At 67.7% G+C, this 18063-nt stretch carries 19 protein-coding genes; 4 read left to right on the forward strand and 15 right to left on the reverse strand.

Features of this window, described 5'->3' with window-relative positions:
- The 3 genes from LCM15_RS16825 to LCM15_RS16835 form a co-directional block, all read left to right on the forward strand.
- Positions 1 to 99 (forward strand): glutamine synthetase (locus LCM15_RS16825; RefSeq protein WP_224858743.1); only part of this gene is annotated, 99 nt, incomplete at its 5' end.
- 91 nt (positions 100 to 190) lie between these two features.
- Positions 191 to 1492, forward strand: coding sequence for an NAD(P)/FAD-dependent oxidoreductase (locus LCM15_RS16830; protein WP_224858451.1), 1302 nt, complete (start codon positions 191 to 193; stop codon positions 1490 to 1492).
- 121 nt (positions 1493 to 1613) lie between these two features.
- Complete coding sequence (locus tag LCM15_RS16835; protein WP_224858452.1) at positions 1614 to 2825, forward strand: DegT/DnrJ/EryC1/StrS family aminotransferase; 1212 nt, start codon at positions 1614 to 1616, stop codon at positions 2823 to 2825.
- Between the two features lie 107 nt (positions 2826 to 2932).
- Here LCM15_RS16835 and phaR read toward each other — a convergent pair whose 3' ends face one another.
- The 4 genes from phaR to LCM15_RS16855 form a co-directional block, all read right to left on the reverse strand.
- The gene (gene phaR, locus LCM15_RS16840) at positions 2933 to 3493 is read right to left on the reverse strand and encodes a polyhydroxyalkanoate synthesis repressor PhaR (RefSeq protein WP_224858454.1); all 561 of its coding nucleotides are present in this window, start codon (positions 3491 to 3493) and stop codon (positions 2933 to 2935) included.
- A 93-nt stretch (positions 3494 to 3586) separates the two neighbouring features.
- Positions 3587 to 4558 (reverse strand): Gfo/Idh/MocA family protein, encoded by a 972-nt coding sequence (locus LCM15_RS16845; RefSeq protein WP_224858456.1) that lies wholly within the window; start codon positions 4556 to 4558, stop codon positions 3587 to 3589.
- A gap of 136 nt (positions 4559 to 4694) precedes the next feature.
- Entirely contained in the window at positions 4695 to 5591 is an 897-nt protein-coding gene (gene rpoH, locus LCM15_RS16850) for an RNA polymerase sigma factor RpoH (protein ID WP_224858744.1), read from the reverse strand.
- A 241-nt stretch (positions 5592 to 5832) separates the two neighbouring features.
- Positions 5833 to 6864, reverse strand: a complete 1032-nt coding sequence (locus tag LCM15_RS16855) for an RluA family pseudouridine synthase (protein ID WP_224858457.1) — start codon at positions 6862 to 6864, stop codon at positions 5833 to 5835.
- On the opposite strand from LCM15_RS16855, the gene LCM15_RS16860 reads away from it, so the two are divergent.
- A complete protein-coding gene (locus LCM15_RS16860) occupies positions 6863 to 7177 on the forward strand; it encodes a DUF6476 family protein (protein WP_224858458.1) in 315 nt (104 codons plus the stop codon). The genes LCM15_RS16855 and LCM15_RS16860 overlap by 2 nt on opposite strands.
- A gap of 276 nt (positions 7178 to 7453) precedes the next feature.
- Here the strand turns inward: LCM15_RS16860 and LCM15_RS16865 are convergent, their stop codons facing one another.
- The 11 genes from LCM15_RS16865 to LCM15_RS16915 all read right to left on the reverse strand — a co-directional run bounded on the left by LCM15_RS16865 (position 7454) and on the right by LCM15_RS16915 (position 17998).
- Entirely contained in the window at positions 7454 to 8194 is a 741-nt protein-coding gene (locus tag LCM15_RS16865) for an ABC transporter permease (RefSeq protein WP_224858459.1), read from the reverse strand.
- Complete coding sequence (locus tag LCM15_RS16870; RefSeq protein WP_224858460.1) at positions 8191 to 9126, reverse strand: ABC transporter ATP-binding protein; 936 nt, start codon at positions 9124 to 9126, stop codon at positions 8191 to 8193. Before LCM15_RS16870 ends, LCM15_RS16865 begins: the two co-directional genes overlap by 4 nt.
- Positions 9123 to 10292 carry an ABC transporter permease gene (locus LCM15_RS16875; protein ID WP_224858461.1) on the reverse strand — a complete coding sequence of 390 codons (1170 nt, stop codon included), beginning with the start codon at positions 10290 to 10292 and terminating at the stop codon, positions 9123 to 9125. Before LCM15_RS16875 ends, LCM15_RS16870 begins: the two co-directional genes overlap by 4 nt.
- An 11-nt stretch (positions 10293 to 10303) precedes the next feature.
- Positions 10304 to 11209 carry an ABC transporter substrate-binding protein gene (locus tag LCM15_RS16880; protein WP_224858462.1) on the reverse strand — a complete coding sequence of 302 codons (906 nt, stop codon included), beginning with the start codon at positions 11207 to 11209 and terminating at the stop codon, positions 10304 to 10306.
- A gap of 207 nt (positions 11210 to 11416) precedes the next feature.
- Positions 11417 to 12412, reverse strand: a complete 996-nt coding sequence (locus LCM15_RS16885; RefSeq protein ID WP_224858463.1) for a Gfo/Idh/MocA family protein — start codon at positions 12410 to 12412, stop codon at positions 11417 to 11419.
- Positions 12409 to 13296 carry a sugar phosphate isomerase/epimerase family protein gene (locus LCM15_RS16890; protein WP_224858464.1) on the reverse strand — a complete coding sequence of 296 codons (888 nt, stop codon included), beginning with the start codon at positions 13294 to 13296 and terminating at the stop codon, positions 12409 to 12411. The genes LCM15_RS16885 and LCM15_RS16890 overlap by 4 nt, the downstream gene beginning before the upstream one ends.
- 17 nt (positions 13297 to 13313) lie before the next feature.
- The gene (locus tag LCM15_RS16895; protein ID WP_224858465.1) at positions 13314 to 14147 is read right to left on the reverse strand and encodes a carbohydrate ABC transporter permease; all 834 of its coding nucleotides are present in this window, start codon (positions 14145 to 14147) and stop codon (positions 13314 to 13316) included.
- Positions 14147 to 15070, reverse strand: a complete 924-nt coding sequence (locus LCM15_RS16900) for a sugar ABC transporter permease (protein WP_318246068.1) — start codon at positions 15068 to 15070, stop codon at positions 14147 to 14149. Before LCM15_RS16900 ends, LCM15_RS16895 begins: the two co-directional genes overlap by 1 nt.
- A 79-nt stretch (positions 15071 to 15149) precedes the next feature.
- Positions 15150 to 16364, reverse strand: a complete 1215-nt coding sequence (locus LCM15_RS16905) for an ABC transporter substrate-binding protein (RefSeq protein ID WP_224858469.1) — start codon at positions 16362 to 16364, stop codon at positions 15150 to 15152.
- Positions 16365 to 16388: 24 nt separating this feature from the next.
- On the reverse strand, positions 16389 to 17300 hold the full coding sequence (locus LCM15_RS16910; RefSeq protein WP_224858471.1) for an alpha/beta hydrolase: 912 nt from the start codon (positions 17298 to 17300) through the stop codon (positions 16389 to 16391).
- Positions 17297 to 17998 (reverse strand): GntR family transcriptional regulator, encoded by a 702-nt coding sequence (locus LCM15_RS16915; RefSeq protein WP_224858473.1) that lies wholly within the window; start codon positions 17996 to 17998, stop codon positions 17297 to 17299. The genes LCM15_RS16910 and LCM15_RS16915 overlap by 4 nt, the downstream gene beginning before the upstream one ends.
- Positions 17999 to 18063: the final 65 nt, after the last annotated feature.

The following is an 18063-nucleotide window of genomic DNA, read 5'->3' on the forward strand; positions in this document are numbered from 1 at the left end:
TTCGCCCGGGTCTACTCGATCGTGAAGCGGGCGGAATACGAGGAATTCCTGTCGGTGATCAGCCCGTGGGAGCGGGAGCACCTGCTGCTCAACGTCTGAGCCCTCTGGCCGGGGGCGGGAGGGGCGCTGCCCCTCTTGGCCTGCGGCCAATTCACCCCGGAGTATTTCTGACGAAGAGAAGGGCTGGACCGTGGACCTGCTGTTTTCCAATGACCGACGGGGGCACTACCCGGAAAGCTGGTATGCCGCCACCGCGAGCGATCTCGCGGCCTTCCCGGCGCTCGAGGGCGAGACGCGGGCGGACGTGTGCATCATCGGGGCGGGGTACACCGGGCTCTCGGCGGCGCTGCACATGGCCGAGGCCGGGCTCGACGTGGTGCTGCTCGAGGCGCACCGGGTGGGCTTCGGCGCCTCGGGGCGCAATGGCGGGCAACTGGGCTCCGGGCAGCGGCAGGACCAGCTGACGCTCGAACAGATGCTCGGGCGGGAAGACGCGCGCAAGTACTGGGATCTGGGCGAAGAGGCCAAAGAGCTCGTGCGCACGCTGATCGCGAAGCACGACATCGATTGCCATCTGCGCGACGGCGTGGCGTGGTGCGGCTCGCGCCCCGGCGAGGTGCAGCACCTGCACGACTATGCCGACCACATGGGCGCGCAATACGGCTACGAGATCGAGCGCCACGACGCCGAGAGCTTCCGCGCCATCTGCCCCTCGCCGGATTATTGCGGCGGCATCGTCGACATGGGCGCGGCGCATCTGCATCCGCTGCGCTTCTCGCAGGGTCTCGCCAAGGCGGCGGCCGGTGCGGGGGCGCGGATCTACGAGCAGAGTTTCGTGACCGACGTGCAGGAAGGCACCAACTGCGTCGTCACCTGCGCGCAGGGATCGGTGCGCGCCGATCACGTGATCTATGCCGGCAACGGCTATCTCGGCAGGCTGCAGCCCCGGGTGGCACGCCGGGTGATGCCGATCAACAATTTCATCGCCGCGACCGAACCGCTGGGCGCCCGCACCGCCGAGGTGCTGACCCGCGACATCGCGGTGGCCGACTCGCGCCACGTGGTGAACTACTTCCGCCTCAGCCAGGACGGCCGCCTGCTGTTCGGCGGCGGAGAAAGCTACGGCTACAAGTTCCCCGCCGACATCAAGGCCAAGGTGCGCAAGCCGATGCTTGAGATCTTCCCGCAGCTCGAAGGCGTGCGGCTCGACTACGCCTGGGGCGGCACGCTGGGGATCACCATGAAGCGGCTGCCCTTCCTCGCGCGGCTGGCGCCGAACGTGCTCAGCGCCTCGGGCTATTCCGGCCACGGGGTCGGCACCGCCGTTCATGCCGGGCGCTTGCTGGCCGAGGCGGTGCGCGGGGAGTCGCAGGGCTTCGACGCCATGGCCGCCCTGCCCGCGCCGCCCTTCCCCGGCGGCCCGGCGCTGCGCACGCCGCTGCTCACCCTCGCGATGACGTGGTTCGCGCTTCGGGACCGCATCGGGCTCTGAGCCGCGACCTTTCGGCCACGGCGCGACAGGACACCGCTCCCCTCGGGGGGGCGGTTTTTACTTGGCTGTCACAGATCTCGTGTTTAAGCTTTCCGAAATAGGACATTCGGGATTTTGAAATATGAACAGCTTGCCAAACATGCATGACGCAGAGCCGATCCCCGCGGAGGCCCGTGCCGAGATCGACCGGCTGCTGCAGTCCGGAGACCTGTTCCGCTACACCGCCCCCGAGGATGCGCCGGTGGCGCTGCTCGAGCGCGAGTTCGCCGCGATGCTGGGCAGCAAGTACGCGCTGGCGGTGTCGAGCTGTTCAGCGGCGCTGTTCCTCTCGCTCAAGGCGCTCGGCCTGCCGCGCGACGCGCGGGTGATGATCCCGGGCTTCACCTTCGCCGCCGTGCCCTCGGCCATCGTGCACGCCGATTGCGTGCCGGTGCTCTGCGAGGTCGGTGACAACTACCGTATCGACATGGCGGATTTCGAGGCCAAGCTCGACGGCGTGATGGCGGTGATCATCAGCCACATGCGCGGCCACACCTCGGACATGGACGCGATCATGGCGCTCTGCGACGCCCGCGGCATCCCGGTGGTGGAAGACGCCGCGCACAGCCTCGGCACCGTCTGGGGCGGGCGCAACATCGGCACCATTGGCAAGATCGGCTGCTTCTCGTTCCAGAGCTACAAACTGGTCAATGCCGGCGAGGGTGGCATCCTGATCACCGACGATGCCGATGTGGTGGCGCAGGCGGTGATCCTGTCGGGCGCTTACGAGCACAACTGGCAAAAGCACATGGCGCGCGGCGACAACCGGGCCGACCTCGAAGCGGCCTTTGCGCGCTGGCAGAACAAGCTGCCGCTCTACAACCTGCGCATGTCGAACCTGTCGGCGGCAGTGATCCGGCCGCAGCTGCCGCATGTCGCGCGCCGCGTCGAAGACGGCCGCCGCAACCATGATTTTGTCGCCGAGCGCATCGCAATGAGCCCGTGGATCGAGGTCCCCGCCAAGCTCGACCGCGAAGAGCGCGCGCCCGATTCGCTGCAGTTCAACCTCGTCAGCATGGACCGCGACGAGATGCGCGGCTTCGCCGAGGCAGCTGCCGCGATGGGCGTCAAGGTGCAGGTCTTCGGCCTGTCCTCGGACAATGCCCGCGCCTTCTGGAACTGGCAGTTCCTGGGCGAGATCCCCGAGCTGCCGCAGACCCGCGCCATGCTCGAACGCGCCTGCGACACCCGTCTGCCGGCGCGGCTGACGCTGGAGGACTGCGCCACCGTGGCCGATATCCTGGTCAACGCCGCCGAGACCGTGATGGGCGAGGCTCGCGCCTACGGCACCTGAGGCCTGTCACGACCATCTGACGAACAAAGCAAAACGGGCGGGGATGATGCTCCCCGCCCGTCGCCGTATCTGGAAACCGCCGCCCTCCCCTGGGAGGGGCGCGCGGCTTACTTGTTCATCTTGGACAGCTTGCTCTGCAGCTCGGCGAGCTGTTTCTTGATCGCGTCGAGGTCTTCCTCTTCGCCCTTGGCCGGCGTCTCGCCCTCGGCCTCGGGGCCGGACCACTGCTTGCCCATGTTCCCGGTCATCGCCTTGAGGAAGGCTTCCTGCTGGGCCTGCATCGCCTCGAACCCGGGGATCTTCGGCATCATCGGGTTGGCCTTGACGGTCTCGGCCCATTTGGTCTGGCTGTCGCGGAACATCTCGAACGAGGCGGCAAGGAACTGCGGTACCGATGAGGTCGCCTGCGTGGTGTAGCTGCGCACCAGATCGGTGAGCACGTTGATCGGCAGCACGCTCTCGCCGCGGCTCTCGTGCTCGGCCACGATCTGCAGCAGGTACTGCCGGGTCAGGTCGTCGCCGGATTTCAGGTCGACGATCTGCACGTCGCGGCCATCACGAATGAAGCCCGCGATGTCCTCCAGAGTGACGTAGTCGCTCGTCTCGGTGTTGTAGAGACGGCGGCTGGCATAGCGCTTGATCAGCAGCGGTTTTTCCTTATCGGCCACCTGGTGCCCTCCCTGGGATGCAGCATCGCAGCAAAAGCCTATGCGAGCGCAGAAAAAAAGAAAAGCCTTTGCGTGCAAGCACGAAGCCCGCGATCAGGCCGTTGCCGTGGCGCGGATGCGATCGATCCACGCCTGTGTTCCGCGCGAGAATTCCAGCGGCAGCGGCCAGTCGGCGTGCTCTGACACCGCGCGGTTGAACGCCTCGACCTGAAGCACGTAGTGGTTCTCGGCCGGCCAGCGCCAGCTTTCGACATGCCCGCCCGGGTGATGAAGCTCGACCGAGGCCTGACCGAAGACCTGCACGTTGAAGGGCACCGGCAGGCGCAGCACCCCGCGTTCGCCGTGCACCACGATCTCCTGCCACGGTGCTGCCCGCATCGAGACCCGACCGCTGTAGAGGAACTCGGGAAAGCGGGCCATGATGTGGGTGCTGGCGTCGATGCCGTTGATCCAGTCGGTCTCGACCGCCAGCAGCTCTTCGGGCTCTTGCCCGGTGATGAGGCGGATCGCGCCGAAGGCGTAGATGCCGATGTCTCCGAGCGCCCCGCCGCCGGTTTCCGGGCGGTTGCGGATGTTGTCGAGATCGTCGTTGTAGAAGCTGTGGGTCGAGTCGATGCGCACGATCCGCCCCAGCGCACCGTTCTGGATCAGCTCGCGCGCCTTGGCGAATTGCGGATGATGCGAGATCATCCACGCCTCGGCGATGAGCTTGCCGGTGCGCTCGCGCGTCTCGATCAGCCGGTCGATCCCGGCCACCTCCATGGCGATGGGTTTCTCGCACAGAACGTGCTTGCCGGCCTCGGCGGCTTTCTCGCTCCACTCCACATGCATGGAGTTGGGCAGCGGGATGTAGACCGCGTCGATCTCGGGATCGGCGAGCAGCGCATCGTAGCTGTCGAACACCCGCAGTCCGGGCGCGATCTGGGCGAAGGGTTCGGCCTTTTCGGGGGCCGAGGTGGCGATGGCCGAGAGCGCCCCGCCGCGCGCCGCATGGATGGCGGGCGCCATCTGCTGGCGGGCAAAGTTGGCGGCACCCAGAATGCCCCAGCGCAGGTGAACGGCCATGGTAATACTCCTTTTCCGGTTGGCGCCGACGGTAACGTCGCAGGCGCCGCGCGCAACCCGGGCGGAGACCTGCCGCCAACAAAAAACGCCCACCCCCAGAGGGGGCAGGCGCTGGCAATTCTTCCAATTCGGAGGCTCAGGCGCTGGTCAGCATACCCTGATCCTGCGCGAGGTCGCGCATCCGCTTCTGCAGCTTCTCGAAAGCGCGCACCTCGATCTGACGGATCCGTTCGCGGCTGACGTCGTAGACGCCCGACAGCTCCTCGAGGGTCACCGGCTGTTCGGCCAGACGACGCTGGGTGAGGATATCGCGCTCGCGGTCGTTCAGGACATCCATCGCCTCGCCAAGAAGCGTGCGGCGTGCCTCGAGCTCGTTGCGTTCGGCGTAATCGCCAGCCTGATCGGCGCTCTCGTCCTCGAGCCAGTCCTGCCACTGCATCGAGCTTTCATCGTCGCTGCCCACGGTGGCGTTCAGCGACGCATCACCGCCCGACAGACGCCGGTTCATCGAGATGACCTCGTCGTGGGTCACGCCAAGATCGGTGGCGATGCGCTCCACGTGCTCGGGACGCAGATCGCCGTCCTCGAGCGCGCCGATGCGGCTCTTGGCCTTGCGAAGGTTGAAGAATAGCTTCTTCTGCGCGCTCGTCGTGCCGAGCTTCACCAGCGACCACGAGCGCAGGATGTATTCCTGAATCGAGGCACGGATCCACCACATGGCATAGGTCGCGAGGCGGAAGCCCTTCTCGGGATCGAAGCGCTTGACCGCCTGCATCAGCCCGACATTCGCCTCCGAGATCACTTCGGCCTGCGGCAGTCCGTAGCCCCGGTAGCCCATGGCGATCTTCGCGGCGAGGCGCAGGTGGCTGGTGACCAGACGGTGCGCCGACTCGGCGTCCTGATCTTCGACCCAGCGCTTGGCCAGCATGTATTCTTCTTCGGGTTCCAGAAGCGGGAACTTGCGGATTTCGGACAGATAGCGGCTCAGCCCCGCCTCCGGGGATGGTGCCGGCAGATTGGCATATTTGCTCACGTTGCTCACGTGCCCGGTTCCTCCAATGTTACGGGGCTTAACATCCCATATGGGAGCGCCACCATGAGTTTGCAAGGTTTGTCACCTTGAGACCTTTATACGACGTTAACGCAGGCTTCCGTCGGACGGGTCCGTCAAAACGCCACGCTCACGCGGTTGGGAACTTGATGTCATATGTGCGGCACGCCCGTAAACGGCGCAGACGGCGGGCTTTGTGTGCGGTAAGGCACACACAATCGCGTCACCCCGAGTGACCGAGCGCAGCGAGCAGGGTCTGCATGTCCGCGGGCAGCGGCGCCTCGAAGTGCAGCCGCTCGCCGGTGGCCGGGTGGTCGAAGCCCAGCTCGGCGGCGTGCAGCGCCTGCCGGTCGAAGGCAGCGACGGCGGCTGCCGCCGCCTCGCCGATCGCCTGGACCGGCGGTTTGCGGCGGCCGCCATAGACCGGATCGCCCACCAGCCCGTGCCCGGCATGGGCCATGTGCACGCGGATCTGGTGCGTGCGCCCGGTCTCGAGCCTGCACTCGAGCAGCGCCAACGCCGGCGGCCTACCGAAGCTCTCGAGCACCCGCGCCCGGGTCACCGCGTGCCGGCCCTGCCCATCGAAATACACCGCCTGACGCTGGCGGTCGGTCTTGTGCCGCGCCAGCCCAGACTGGATGCACAGCACTCCACCCGGCTCGACCGAGACGCCACGGGTGCCCAGAAGCCGGGGATCGCCCTGATTTGGCACCCCGTAGCAAATCGCCCGATAAGCGCGCTCGGCGCTGTGCGCCTCGAACTGCGCCGCGAGCCCGTGATGCGCGCGGTCTGACTTGGCCACCACCAGAAGCCCGCTGGTGTCCTTGTCGATGCGGTGCACGATGCCGGGCCGCGCCACGCCGCCGACGCCAGACAGCTTGCCGCCGAAATGGTGCAGCAGCGCGTTGACGAGCGTGCCCGTGGGCGTTCCCGGCGCCGGGTGGACGACCATGCCGGCGGGCTTGTTGACCACGACGAGGTCGTCATCCTCCCAGACGATTTCGAGCGGGATATCCTCGGGGCCGATATGGCTTTTTTCGGCCTGCGGCACGGCGATGACGATCTCGTCGCCCTCGGCGACCTTGGCTTTGGGATCGCTCAGCACCTCTCCGCCGCAGGTCACCGCGCCTTCGGCAATGAGCTTGGCCAGCCGGGTCCGCGACAGCGCCGCGGCCTCTGGCACATCCCGCGCCAGCGCCTTATCAAGGCGCGCAGGCGGGGCTTCCCCGATGATGATGCGCAAGGCCTTGTCCATGTCCCAGACTCCCGATCCCGACGAACAGTTGCCCGAGCCGGCCAACCTGCGCTTCCTGCGCCTGCTGGTCACCGTGCTCACGGGCGTGATGATCGCCGGGCTTCTAGCGATCCTTGCGATGATTGTCATCCAGTACCGCACCACCCGCGTGCCGCTGCCCGAGATCATCACCCTCCCCGATGGCACCAGCGCCACCGCGTACACCCAAGGCTCAGACTGGTATGCGGTGGTGACGGCAGAGGACGAGATCCTGATCTTCGACCGCGCCTCGGGAGAGATCCGGCAACGGATCGCGGTTCAGAGCCGGCCCTGACGCCAAGGCGCGCGACCGGGCTCCCCCGGCGAAAGCCCGGCCAAACGCGGTACAGGCCGGTCCCGACCCGACTTCACCATCGCACCCCGACCACTCGGCGGTCACCCGCGCGAACGCGGTCCGTGCAAGTTCCGAGCCGTTACCAGCGTCACGCTACGCGCCGCCCCGCTGCCCCCCTTCGAAACGCAGCGCAATCCCGTTCGGAGCAACCTCCTGAGGCGCGCCCCGCGCCCCCCTCCTATCACGGGCAACCCGGTTTGCCTCTTCCTGCCCCGCTCAGCCTGCAACCCCGAGCCGCCGCGCCAGCCGGCGCTCGAGCTGGACCAGCGCGTCATAGATCAGCACCGCGAACAGCCCGACGATCAGCCCGCCCTGCAGCACATAGGCGGTGTTGTTGGTCAAAAGCCCCGCGATGATCACCTCGCCCAGCGTGCGCGCCGCCACCGTCGAGCCGATCGTGGCGGTGCCGAGCGCGATCACCACCGAGAGCCGGATCCCGGTCAGGATCACCGGGAGCGCCAGCGGCAGCTCGACCTGGAACAGCCTCTGGCGCCGGTTGAGCCCGATGCCCCGCGCCGCCTCCATCGCCGAGGGCGGCAGGCTCGACAGGCCCGTCACCGCGTTCTCGAAGATCGGCAGCAGACCGTAGAGGAACAGCGCCACCAGCGTCGGGCCGGCCCCGAAGCCAAGCGCCGGGACAGCCAGCGCCAGCACCGCGACGGGCGGGAAGGTCTGGCCGATATTGGTGATGGTGCGCGACAGAGGCCGGAAGGCCGCCCCGGCGGGCCGGGTCACCAGCACCGCCAGCGTCACCGCCACCAGCGTCGCCGCCCCGGAGGCCAGCGCCACGAGGCCCAAATGGCTCAGCGACAGCGACAGCAGCGAGGCGCGCTCGTAGATCACCGGGCCGCCGGCGGGGGCGGCAGGGGCGAAGAGCGGCTCGAACCAGTCCGGGCGCAGCACCAGCGCCAGCAGCAGCGCGATCAGCGCCGCCCGGAGGGCCGCTCCCCAGCTCACCGGTGGGCCTCGGCCCGGGCGCGGATCGCCGCCAGCGTGACATGCCCCACGACGCGGCCCTCACGCTCGACCCGCAGTGCGTCCCGTCCACTCCACAGACAGGTCGAAAGCGCATCCCGCAGGCTGGTCTCCGCACCGATGGCCGGGCCGTCGACGGCACCCTCTTCGACGATCTCGGAGACCGGGACCAGCGACAGCATCTTCAGCGGTCGGTCGACGCCGCCCACCATCTCGGCCACGAACTCGGTGGCGGGCTTGGCGATGATCTCGGCGGGGGCCGCGTATTGCACCAGCTTGCCGGCATCCATCACCGCGACCTTGTCGCCCAGCTGGATCGCCTCTTCCATGTCGTGGGTGACGATCAGGATGGTCGAGCCGAGAGCCTGCTGGATGCGCTTCAGATCCTCCTGCGCGCGGGTGCGGATGATCGGGTCGAGCGCCCCGAAGGGCTCGTCCATCAGGATCATGTCCGGGCGCGAGGCCAGCGCCCGCGCCACGCCCACGCGCTGCTGCTGCCCTCCGGACAGCTCGCCGGGATAGCGGTCGCGAAACGCGTCGGGCGGCATCGAGAACAGCTCGAGCAGCTCGTCGACGCGGGCGCGGATCTCGTCGCGGGGCCAGCCCAGCAGCCGCGGCACCGCGCCGATATTGCGCGCCACGCTATGATGCGGGAACAGCCCGTGGCCCTGGATGGCGTAGCCGATGCGCCGCCGCAGCGTCACCTTGGGGAGCCCGGTGGTGGGCTCGCCGTTGATCCGCACCTCGCCGGAGCTTGGCTCGACCAGCCGGTTGATCATCCGCAGCAGGGTCGTCTTGCCGGAGCCGGAGGTGCCGACGATGGCGGTGATCGTGCCGGTCTCGACAGTGAGCGAGACCGCGTCCACCGCCGGTGTGCCGTCGTAGACCTTGGTGATGGCGTCGATCTCGATCATGGGTGGCTCTCCGGGGTCGGGCTGGTCAGGTCGACCAGAATGTCCATCACGATGGCGGCGATCAGCGCCAGCGCCACGGTCGGCAGGGCACCGAGCAGGATGAGGTCGGTGGCGGTCTGGTTGAGGCCCTGGAACACGAAGGTGCCGAAGCCGCCGCCGCCGATCAGCGCCGCGATCACCGCAAGGCCGATGTTCTGCACCAGCACGATGCGCAGCCCGGCAAGGATCACCGGCAGCCCGAGCGGCAGTTCGACCTGCCACAGCCGCTGGCGCGAGGTCATGCCCATGCCGCGCGCCGCATCGCGGGCGGCGGGCGGCGTGCTGTCGAGCCCGGCGACGGTGTTGGCGACCACCGGCAGCAGCGAATAGAGCACCAGCGCGAGGAAGGCCGGGGCGAACCCGATGCCCGCGATCCCGAACGCCGCGGCGCCGGGCACGCTGTCGCCGACCCAGCCGAGCAGAGGGATCATAATGCCGAACATCGCGAGCGAGGGGATGGTCTGAAGAAAGCTCAGCACCGGCAGCAGCGCGGCGCGCAGCCGGGTGTTGCGATGGCAGGCGATGCCGAGCGGAAAGCCGATCGCCGCGGCCACCGCGAGCGAGCCGAAGGCGAGGCCGAGATGGCGCCAGAAGGCGGTGGCGAAGGCGGCGCGCCGGCCATCGTACTCGCGAAAGATCGACAGCTGGGCCAGCGCATCGGATTGCAACACCATCGCCCCGGCCAGAAGTGCCAGGGCGAGCAGCCCGGCGCGCACCAGCGGGCCCGGCGACAGCGCCGAAAGCGCGTCGGCCATCAGCAGGCCGAGGATCACCAGCAGGTACCAGAAGCCCGGGGCGGGCGAGACCCGGGCATAGTCCCCGGCGCCTTCGAGCAGGGTTTGGGTGCCCTGCCCCAGCAGCCAGACCACCCCGGCAAGGCCGAGCGCCGCCCCGGCGAGCCTCAGCCAAGGCCGGCGCGGCAGGAGCCCGAGCAGCAGCGCCAGTGCCACGGTCGCGAGGCCACCGGCGACCGCGCCGGGCGCGGCGATCGTCCAGATGCCCACCCCCTCGCCCGCCACGATCCGGTTGGCGGCAACGGTCATGAACGGCGCCAGCAGCGCCAGCGCCCCCAGCGCCGCGAAGAGCGCGCCGGGCGGCGAGACGGCAGTTAGGCGTCTGGCGGGCACCGCGAGCGCGATCAGTCGAGCACGCCGATGCTGGTCAGGTACTCGCGCGCCACCGCCTCGGCGGGTTCACCACCGACCTGGATGCGGCCATTGAGCTCCTGCAGGGTCGTCATGTCGAGCTCGGTGAAGATCGGGTTCAGCACATCGGCGATGGCCGGAAATTCCTCGAGCACCGCGTCGCGCACCACAGGGGCCGGCTCGTAGACCGGCTGCACGCCCTTGTCGTCCTCCATCACCACGAGACCCGCGGCGCCAACGCCGCCATCGGTGCCATAGGCCATCGCCGCGTTCACGCCCGAGGTGCCGCGCGCCGCAGCCTGGATCGTCGCCGCGGTGTCACCGCCCGACAGGATCACCGTCTGGTCGGGGGCCAGCTCGAAGCCGTAGGTCTCCTGCATCGCCGGGAGCACCGCCGGGGAGGACACGAACTCGGTCGAGGCCGCGAGTTTCACCTCGCCGCCCTCCGCCACCCAAGCGCCGAAATCCGACATCGTCACCAGCCCGTTTTCCTCGGCCAACGGCCCGGTGAGGGCGATGGCCCAGGTGTTGTTCGCGGGAGCCGACTGCAGCCAGGTCAGATCGTTCTCGGTGTCGAGTTCGGCGGCGCGGGCATAGGCCTCTTCGGGGTTCTTCCAGACCTCGCTGTCGGCCTCGTTGAAGAAGTACGCCGCATTGCCGGTGTATTCCGGGTAGATGTCGATCTGCCCCGCGAGCAGCGCCTCGCGCACCACCTGGGTGCCGCCAAGCTGCAGCCGACGCTCCACCGGCAGCCCGGCATCCTCGAGCGCGAGCGCGATCATGTTGCCGAGCAGCCCGCCCTCGGTGTCGATCTTGGATGAGACGGTGATGTCGGCATGGGCAGCGGTGCCGAACGCGGAAGCCAGCGCAAGGGCGGCAGTAAGGACCTGGGATTTCATGGCGGTCTGAGCTCCTCCGGGATGGGTGGCCGCGCCCGTTCAGGGCGTTTCCCTGTCGCACTTAGCGCGCGAGCGTCGTTCACCAAGGAGGAAAGCACGGGCATAGCGCATTTGTCGACCGGCAAGCGCCCCCGCCCTGCGCCGACCTGCGAAGGCCGGAAATCCGCCGCCGCGAGCGCGTGGCTCCCGGCGGCGGGGATGGCCCGGTCACGCCCCGATCTGCGAGATCATCCGCTCGAGCCGCTCCATCGCGCGCACCCCGTCGCCGATATCGGGCACGTCGCGGCTCTCGCCGCGCAGCACGGCGGCCACGTCGGCCAGCAGCGCCGCATAGCCCTTGTGATCCTCGTTGGCGGCGGCGGTGAAATTCGGCGTCCAGCTCAGCGTGTCGCAGGCCGGGTCAAGCACCGCCCCGGGATCGTCGGCCTTGAAGGGCGGGTCGCGGTAGAGCGCCACGTTGATGATGTTGTCGACATGGAGGCGGGCGTGATCGCCCATGATGCGGATCTCCTCCATCGGCGTGCCGCGCGACTGCACCGTGCCCATGACGATGTTGCCAATCTTTCCGCTCTCGGTGGTGAAATTGAGGTGCAGCAAGAGCTTGCCCGGCTGCGGCGAGATCGAGCGCACCTGCATGTCGCCGAAATCCTCGCCTGCGAACCACGGGATCAGGTCCATGTAGTGCACGCAATGATGCAGGTAGAAGCCGCTGTAGTCGGGCTCACCCTCGAAATAGGTCGGCGCGGTCATGTAGGCGCCGGTGATGCCGAGCACGTCGCCGAACTCGCCGCCCCTGAGCACGTTCATCGCCATCCGGTTGCCGGTGGAATAGCGCTTCATGAAGCCGACCATCACCGGCTTGCCGGCCTTCTCGGACGCCTGGGCGATCTCGAGCGCGCCGGCGGCAGTGGCGGCGGGCGGTTTCTCCATGAACACCGGCAGCCCGGCCTCGAGCGCGGCCAGCGTCGCCATGCGGTGCAGCTCTGGGCCCACCGCCATGCCGATGGCATCAAGACCCGGCATCCTGATCATCTCGCGGAAATCGTCGTGCAGCGCGGTGACGCCGTATTCCGCCGCGGTCTTCTTCAGCGCCGCGCCGTCGCGGTCGCAGAGCGCCGCGATGCGGATGTCGTTGCGCCCGAGCTGCGGCAGCAGCATCTGCCGCGCGTGGCGCCCGCAGCCGATCCAGCCGATATTGATCATTGGTCCACCTCCGCCAGCGCCAGCGCGTTGCGGATGACACCAAGTCCGGCCATCAGCTTGTCGCTCTCGTCCTCGCGCGGGGCGCGCCAGTGCGCGATGGGCAATGCGACGCGGTCGTCGGCGCGGCGGAACGGCTCGAGCGAGATCGGCCCGGTGTAATTCACCTGCGCCAGCGCGCGCATCACCGCGGTCCAGTCGATATGGCCGGTGCCGGGGTGGCCGCGATGGTTCTCGTTGGCCTGAAAGTGCACGATCCGATCGCCCGCCATGCGGATCGCATCGGGGATCGAGCGTTCTTCCATGTTCATGTGGAAGGTGTCGAGCATCAGCTTGAAGGCGGGATTGTCGACCGCGTCGACCACCTCGCAGGCCTGCCGCGTGGTTGACAGGATGTCGGTCTCGAAGCGGTTCAGCGCCTCGACCGCGAAGGTCACGCCGGCGGCCTCGGCCTGCGGCGCGATGGTCTGGAAGGCCGAGATCGTGCGCTCGGCGCGGGCGGCGATCTCGTCGTCGCTGCGCGGCACAGGGGGGCGCCCGGCAAACACCATCGGCTCGCCGTAGAGCGGCCCGCCGACCACGCCGCCGCCAAGCTCGCCCGCCACGTCGATGCAAAGCTTGAGGTAGTCCATCCCGCCCTGCCGATTGGCGGCATCCTCCGAGGCGACGGAGCGCTGAGGGTTCACCCGTGCCGCCAGCACGGTGAAGATGCCGGCGTCCTCTGCGGCCTTCTTCACGTCGGCGATGGAGAGCTCGTCCTCGGGCTCTGGCACCAGAAGCTCGACGAAGTCGAAGCCGAGATCGGCGGCCTTCTGGAAGTAATGCAGATCCTTGCCGGTAAACGGCCGGATGAACTGCATGGAGATGATGCCGATGGGGTTTTTCACGTTTCTTGTCCTTTCCGTCAGCCCTTGACCGCGCCCTGCGTGAGGCCGGAGATCAGGCGTTTCTGCACCAGCAGGAAGAGCACGGTGGCGGGGAGAGCGCCGACGATGCCGCCAGCGGTGAGCAGGCCCCATTGCACCTCGTATTCGCCGATCAGCGTCTGCACGGCGACAGTGATGGTGCGCACGTTGCGCCCGCCGAGCGTGAGGGCATAGAGATACTCGTTCCACGAGGTGATGAAGATGTAGATGCCGGTGGCGATGATGCCGGGCAGGCACAGCGGCAGCACCACGCGGCGCAGCGCCTGCATCCGGGTGCAGCCGTCGGTCATCGCCGCCTCGTCGAGCGAGCGCGGGATGCCGTTCATGTAGCTGACCATCATCCAGATCGAGAACGGGATCGCCACGGTCGAGTTCGCGATGATCAGCGCGATATGGGTGTCGAGCAGCCCCAGCACCCGCATCAGCACGAAGAGCGGCAGGATGAGCAGCACCAGCGGGAACATGTTGATGAGCAGGAACTGCAGCATCAGGATGCGCTTGCCCCTGAAGTTGAAGCGCGAGAACGCGTAGGCCGCGGTGACGCTGAGCGAGAGTCCGACGATCACCGTCCCGCCTGCGACGATGAAGCTGTCGAGCAGGTTCTCGGCAAAGCCCACGGTGCGGAACAGGCGAATGTAGTTCTCGATCGTGGCATTGAGCAGCGACGGCCCTTCGGTGAAGAGCGTGCTCTGGTCGCTGATCGAGGTGATGAACATCCACACATACGGCCCGAGCGTGAAGACAAGGATCGCCAGCATCGGCAGATCGACCGTCAGGATGCGCTTGGTGGTCGAGGGTCTGTGCAGGGCCATCAGGACACCGCCTTTCCGGTGCGCTTGAGGTAGAACACCACGACCACCATCAGCAGCAGGGTAAAGAGCACCGCGATGGCCGAGCCATAGCCGAAATCGAGATTGGTGCGCGCCTTGATAAAGGCATAGAGCGGCAGGGTGTGGCTGGCGTAGCCGGGGCCGCCGCCGGTCATCACGAAGATCACGTCGAAGCTGTTGGCGACCCAGATCATCCGCAGCAGCACAGCGGTCATCATCACGCCCGAGATGCCGGGCAGCGTGATGTGCCAGAACTGCCGCCAGGCCGAGGCGCCGTCGATCGAGGCGGCCTCGTAGTAGCTTTGCGGGATCGACTGGAGACCTGCGAGGATCATCACCGCGAAGAACGGGAAGCCCTGCCACGTCAGCGTGAGGATGATCGAGGCCAGCGCGGTGTCGGGATCAGCCAGCCACGGGATCGCCTGCTGGATCAGGCCCATGCGCAGCAGGAACTCGTTGGCGATGCCGTAATTGCTGTCATAGATCCACACCCACATCAGCGCGATCACCACCGAAGGAAGCGCCCACGGGATGATGATCAGCGCACGCGCCACCGGACGCCACGGAAACTCCTGGTTGAGCAGCAGCGCGGTCACGAGACCAAGCAGAAGCTGCGCCGGGATCGTCGTGCACATCCAGATGATCGTATGTTTGAGCGAGATCCAGAACACCTCGTCACCGAGCGCCGCCTTGAAGTTGTCGAGCCCGACCCAGGTGAAGTCGTCGGGCCGGAAGAGCACGTAGTCGTGCAGGCTCATCCACGCGGTCTGCAGCATCGGCAAGAACACGATGGCGAGGGTGACGAGCACCGCCGGCGTGAGCATCGCGTAGGGCAGCACCTGACGGCCCAGCGAGGCGCGGTGCTTGGGTGTCTCGGAGACATCGGTCATGGTCGCGTCCGTCATGGGGGCACGGGGCTTTCGGCTTGGAGAGCGGGGGGGTGTCCGGGCGCCGCACAGGGGCGCCCGGATCGTGGCAGAGCGCTTACTCGGCGAAGAGCTCTTCGATCTTGGCGTTCATCTCGGCCGGCTCGATATCGCCGGTGAGCACGCGCTGCATGTTGGTGGGCCACACGGTGTTGACGAAATCCGCCGTGGCCGAGCTGTTGGGCAGCATCTCGGCGAAGGGCAGGCTGTCGACGGTCGCCTGCACGAAGCGCTGCGGGTGCAGCGTCCAGCCTTCGCTGTCGGCCTTGACCACGGGCAGCTGGCCGGTGGCCTCGTTGAACATCGTGTTGTTGCCTTCCGAAGACAGGAAGGTGATCCACTTCCACGCCGCTTCCGGATCCTCGGCCGAGGACAGCACCGCGGTGCTCTCATCCCCGAAGGCCGTCCAGCGGCCACCGCCGCATTCGGGCACCGGCGCCGCCGAGACCTTGTCTCCAAGCGCCTCGACCATGCCGTTGGCCGAGCCGATATGGTGGATGGTCATCGCGGTCTTGCCGGCCTTGAAGGCGCCGATGATCTCCTGGAAGCCGTCATTCGGCGCTGAGGGCGGGAACACGCCGTCTTCCTGGAAGAGATCCGCCACGAACTGCGTGCCGGCGACGCCCGCCTCCGAGGTCAGCCCTTCGGTCAGGCTCACGCCCTCGGCGCCGAGCGTGAAGCTCGCCCAGTGGTCATGCCCGCCCTTGGCGCCGCGGAAGCCGAAGCCGTACACATCGGTCTGCCCGTCGCCATCGGTGTCGCGGGTCAGCGCCTTGGCGGTCTCGCGGAATTCCTCGCAGGTGGTGGGCACCGAGAGGCCCAGCTCCTCGAACATGTCGGTGCGGTAATAAAGATACAGCACCACGTATTGCACCGGCAGGTAATACTGCTGGCCATCCGGCCCCCGGGTCAGCTTGATCAGGTTGTCCTGCAGCCCGTCGGCGCCGTCCCACTCCGCCAGCCAGTCATCGATCGGCGCCAGCGCGCCCATCTCCACAAGGCGGGGCTGGGCGAACATCTTGACCATCGCCGCGTCGGGCGCGTTGCCGCCGATCACCGCGGTGTAGAGCTGGTCATAATAGCTGTTCCACGGGATGTTCTCGGCCTCGACGGTGATGTCGGGGTTGGCCTCCTCGAAGGCGGCGACAAGCGCGTCCATCGGGTTGTCGGCGTTGTCGAAATGGTACCAGAAGCGCACCGTGCTGTCGGCGTTCGCCATGCCCGCGCAAAGCGCCAGCGTCGAGGCGATGCCTGTCAATGTCTTGAATTTCATAACGTCCTCCCTGTGTTTCCACCCCTACGGAGCGGCCATCCTGCGAAAGGCCCCGCCCGCCCGCGTGAACGCGTCACGCGCCTCCGGCAGGACAGAGCCCATCTGCATGAATCCGTGTACGACACCCTCGAACAGATCGTAGGCATCGTCGCGGCCAAGCCCGCGAAGCCGGGCGACCAGCGCCTCGGTGTCCGACAGCAGCGGGTCGAGCTCGGCGGCGTTCAAATAGAGCGCTGGCAGCGCGGCGAGCTGCGCGTCGCTGGCAGTCAAAGGCGCCACCGTGGGACCGCTGCGCTTGCTCTCGGGCGCGTACCAGTCCCAGTAGCGCATCATCTTGGCGCGTGTCAGGCCGGGTCCGTCGGCGTTGCGGACATAACTCTCGCTGTCGAAATCCGCGCCGTAAACGCCATAGAACAGCAGCGCCGAGGCCGGCATCTCGGCGCCCTCGTCGATCAGGTGGAGCATGGCAGCAAGCGCGAGGTTCGCCCCGGCACTGTCGCCGGCGATGCTCCAGCGCCGGCCCGGGTCACGGGCGCGCCAGGAGCGCAGAACGTCGGACAGGCCGGCCGGATAAGGGTGCTCGGGCGCGAGGCGATAATCCACCGTCAGCACCGGGCAGCCGCAGGCGTCGGCGATGCGGCGCGACGCCCCCTCGTGGGTCATCGGCGAGCACAAGGCCCAGCCACCGCCATGCACGTGCAGGATCGCCTCGGTGCCGGTGTCGTTCTCCGGCGCCACCCAGCGGGCCGGCATCCCGGCGCACATCATTGTACGCGCCTCGGCCATCTCGGGCAGATCGGCATTCCATCGCTGGTTGGTCAGTTCGGCCAGCGCGCGGGCGTGTTGCGGCGGCATGAGCGTGGGATCGCAGAGCCCGGCATCTTCCTGGGCCAGCCGCTCCAGCACGGCGCGCATGTTGGCGGTGGGCACACTCATGCACTTTCTCCGGTGTCGCTGAGGTCGGGTCCGAAATCGACGATCGTGGCGATGTGGTGTGAGAGCAGCTCGCGCAGCGCCTCGACATCGCGGCGCGCCAGCGCCTCGAGGATCGGCACGTGGCGCTCGGCGGTGGCCTCCAGCTCGCGGTTGGGCTGGGCGTTGAGGATCTTGAAGCGGTGGTTGTGGATCAGGCAACGGGTCAGGATCGGCGCCACCAGCGGCAGCTCCGCAGACTCGAACAAACGCCGGTGAAAGGCGCGGTCGAAGACCGAGAGCCGGTATTCGTCCCCGTCCCGCGCGGCGTTGCGCATGGCGTTGAGGAGGTCGTGCAGATCCCTTTCGAGCACCGCGTCGGCGCGGGCCACCACGCGGTCGAGATAGGCGCATTCGACCTCGCGGCGCACATGCAGCAGCGCGCGGGCGTCGTCGGCCTCGCAGGGCGCGACGGTGGTGCCGCGATTGGGCAGGCGATGCACCAGACCCTCCTCGCTGAGCCGCATCAAGGCCTCGCGCACGGTGCCCTGACTGCATCCGAAGCGCTGCGCGAGGTCCATCTCGGTCAGCGCCTGTTCGGGCGTGAGCGTTCCCAGCACGATCTCTTTCTCCAGCGCCTCGAACAGCGCATGGCTGCGCTTGCTCGTGCGGCGTGGCGTGACATCGCTCACGGTCATGCTGGTGAAACTCTCCACGGCCATTCTGCGCCGGTCCTCCTGCCGTTGGGCGGTGCCTCTCGGCTTTGCCCTTGTCGTTCATTATCAAT

The sequence above is a fragment of the Salipiger bermudensis genome, assembly GCF_020171625.1.
Taxonomy (GTDB): Bacteria; Pseudomonadota; Alphaproteobacteria; order Rhodobacterales; family Rhodobacteraceae; genus Salipiger; species Salipiger bermudensis_B.

What these genes read in the sequence shown, in the direction of transcription:
- LCM15_RS16880 (WP_224858462.1), bottom strand. Translation starts at nt 11,209, where the DNA reads ATGAAATCCCAGGTCCTTACTGCCGCCCTTGCGCTGGCTTCCGCGTTC.
- LCM15_RS16860 (WP_224858458.1), top strand. Translation starts at nt 6,863, where the DNA reads ATGTCCCAGACTCCCGATCCCGACGAACAGTTGCCCGAGCCGGCCAAC.
- LCM15_RS16870 (WP_224858460.1), bottom strand. Translation starts at nt 9,126, where the DNA reads ATGATCGAGATCGACGCCATCACCAAGGTCTACGACGGCACACCGGCG.
- LCM15_RS16895 (WP_224858465.1), bottom strand. Translation starts at nt 14,147, where the DNA reads ATGGCCCTGCACAGACCCTCGACCACCAAGCGCATCCTGACGGTCGAT.
- LCM15_RS16910 (WP_224858471.1), bottom strand. Translation starts at nt 17,300, where the DNA reads ATGAGTGTGCCCACCGCCAACATGCGCGCCGTGCTGGAGCGGCTGGCC.
- LCM15_RS16905 (WP_224858469.1), bottom strand. Translation starts at nt 16,364, where the DNA reads ATGAAATTCAAGACATTGACAGGCATCGCCTCGACGCTGGCGCTTTGC.
- LCM15_RS16855 (WP_224858457.1), bottom strand. Translation starts at nt 6,864, where the DNA reads ATGGACAAGGCCTTGCGCATCATCATCGGGGAAGCCCCGCCTGCGCGC.
- LCM15_RS16885 (WP_224858463.1), bottom strand. Translation starts at nt 12,412, where the DNA reads ATGATCAATATCGGCTGGATCGGCTGCGGGCGCCACGCGCGGCAGATG.
- LCM15_RS16835 (WP_224858452.1), top strand. Translation starts at nt 1,614, where the DNA reads ATGAACAGCTTGCCAAACATGCATGACGCAGAGCCGATCCCCGCGGAG.
- LCM15_RS16915 (WP_224858473.1), bottom strand. Translation starts at nt 17,998, where the DNA reads ATGGCCGTGGAGAGTTTCACCAGCATGACCGTGAGCGATGTCACGCCA.
- LCM15_RS16900 (WP_318246068.1), bottom strand. Translation starts at nt 15,070, where the DNA reads ATGACGGACGCGACCATGACCGATGTCTCCGAGACACCCAAGCACCGC.
- LCM15_RS16845 (WP_224858456.1), bottom strand. Translation starts at nt 4,558, where the DNA reads ATGGCCGTTCACCTGCGCTGGGGCATTCTGGGTGCCGCCAACTTTGCC.